General features: G+C 42.5%; 2 protein-coding genes. Both read left to right on the forward strand.

All coding sequences use genetic code 11. From position 1 onward, the window contains the following. Positions 1 to 62 precede the first annotated feature (62 nt). A complete protein-coding gene (locus HMPREF2952_RS10970; protein ID WP_083314049.1) occupies positions 63 to 1,307 on the forward strand; it encodes an RHS repeat domain-containing protein in 1,245 nt (414 codons plus the stop codon). Between the two features lie 2 nt (positions 1,308 to 1,309). After that, a complete protein-coding gene (locus HMPREF2952_RS06360; protein WP_003743419.1) occupies positions 1,310 to 1,906 on the forward strand; it encodes a DUF8184 family protein in 597 nt (198 codons plus the stop codon). Positions 1,907 to 2,305: the final 399 nt, after the last annotated feature.

Genomic DNA, 2,305 nt, shown 5'->3' on the forward strand with positions numbered 1-2,305 from the left:
AAACCTTCGCCTTCGACCCCGCCCACAACATCCTCGACATCCCAACATCTACTCCCTCTCCCGTGGGAGAGGGTCGGGGAGAGGGCAAAACGACCGCTCCGATTTCAGACGACACCAAAACTCAAGGTCGTCTGAAATCACCTGCCAACCCTAACCTTACCGCCGGCAACCGCCTCAAAGAATACAACGGCATCGAATACACCTACGATGCATTGGGCAACCTGATCTACCGCCAGCTGCCCGACGGCGAAAACCAATATTACCAATACGATTTAGAAAACCAACTCGTCCGCGCCGAAATCAAAAAGCCCGCCGGCAATACCGAAATCTGGACATATGCCTATGACCCGTTCGGCAGAAGGCTTTCCAAAGAACGCCAAGACAAACTCGCCTGGACGAGTACCGAACCGAAACGCACCCACTTCGTCTGGGACGGAACACGATTACTTCAGGAGTACACCTACAAAGGCAGCTACACCTATATCTACACCGACCAAGACAGCTACGAACCCTTAGCCCAAGTCTTCCGCAGCAACCAAGACGAAGCGCAATACCTCGCCTATTTCCACAACGACCAAATCGGCATCCCGAGGGAGATGACCGACATTCATGGTAATCTCCTGTGGTACGGCGAATATACTGCTTGGGGTCGTCTGAAAAAGGACGGGCGGGTTTATAAGGATGCACATCAGCCGTTCAGATTGCAGAACCAGTACTTTGATAAAGAGACCGGGCTGCACTACAACCTGATGCGCTATTACGAGGCCGAGACAGGACGGTTCATTAACCAAGACCCGATTGGGTTGCTGGGTGGGGAGAATCTGTATCGATTCGCGCCGAATGCTCAAATGTGGATAGACAGATTGGGTCTTTGGGGAGATATGAATGGTGCAAGTGCCACAATTTCGGCGGGTGGAGTTAGTGAAACTTACCACAGTTCAAGAACTGGCCATGCTGAAATTAATGGTTTAAATGATTTTTCTCGAAGAGGATTGTTAACAGGGAAAGATGTACAAATTAGTAATATTACCGGCGAATTCCGTTCTAGTGGTTCTAAACCTGTTGGTATGTGTACAAATTGTCGTGCCGGTATTTTTGATATTTTGAAAAGAAGTGGTGCAAATAGTGTTTCTTTCCCTGAGACAAGAGGAAATAAAGTTTTGGGAATGATAAAAATTGACGCCTCAGATTTTGATGACGTACGCAAAGAATTGAGGGCTGTCCGTAATATGGCTGGGACTGACCGAATGCGTTCGGATGCAGCTTGGAAGGTTCTTCATAAATATAATAAGCATGGAAGGTGTTGATTATGAAAGAAATAATTCATATTAATGAGAGTTCGATTGAATATGACCCTAAAGTAGGTTATCTAAATATAACTTGCGAGTTACCTTTTATATGTGGAGAAGGGGAGTTATATGTCGAAAATCCAAACCCTGATGATGAAAGATTTACTGTAATTAATATTGGGCTATCCTCAGATGATACCTTAGAAGTGCATTTGAACTCAGGTGATTTTGTTGTCGTTAAAAGCGACATGGATGTGAATAAATATTTATTTAAAAAAATTATTGGGGACTTTAGAGATTTCAGTGGATATAATAATAGTGATGATAAATTTAAATTTATTTTCAAGGATAATTCTTTGGAGAGTTTTGATTTATATAGAGATAATGATAATGAAGATTTGGTGTTTTCAATTTCTCTGTTCAAAGAAGAGAATTATTATAGCTTAATTGTTTTTGAGCCTAACCGACCGTGGCAAAAAGATGAAATTGCTGATTTTCAATTTGACGGAAAACAAATTATTTGTCATCTTAAAAACGGCGATATTTTTAACTCGGAAATTGTTTGTGTTCCTTATATTACGGACCTCATTAATAATATATCTGAATTACTTGAATAATAGACAAGGCTGGATTACCAAACCTAACAAAACCTCTTATCTAAAACTTTTCAGACGGCCTCAAACATTTAAGGCCGTCTGAAACCTGTTCTTTAACAACCCGAATCCAATCAACACCAAAATACGGGCAAGCTTAGTTTGCCCGTATTGTTTGGCTTTCAGACGGCCTATAACTTAGCAAGCCGTAGCCCGCATAAATTTCCAAATTTATAGGTAGGGTGCGTGCCTCAAAGCACGCACGCGGTTTTTTCAGTCTTCAGACGGCCTCAATATCTCTTTGCGCCGTCTGAAACATCCGTTCTTTAACAATCCAACCCCATTACCGATTGATGCGTTGGTTGATATAGAGGCCGTCTGAAAGTTGATTTTTCAGACGGCCTCTATTTAGTTACAGTATCA

The organism is Neisseria sp. HMSC068C12, from assembly GCF_001814095.1.
Taxonomy (GTDB): Bacteria; Pseudomonadota; Gammaproteobacteria; order Burkholderiales; family Neisseriaceae; genus Neisseria; species Neisseria perflava.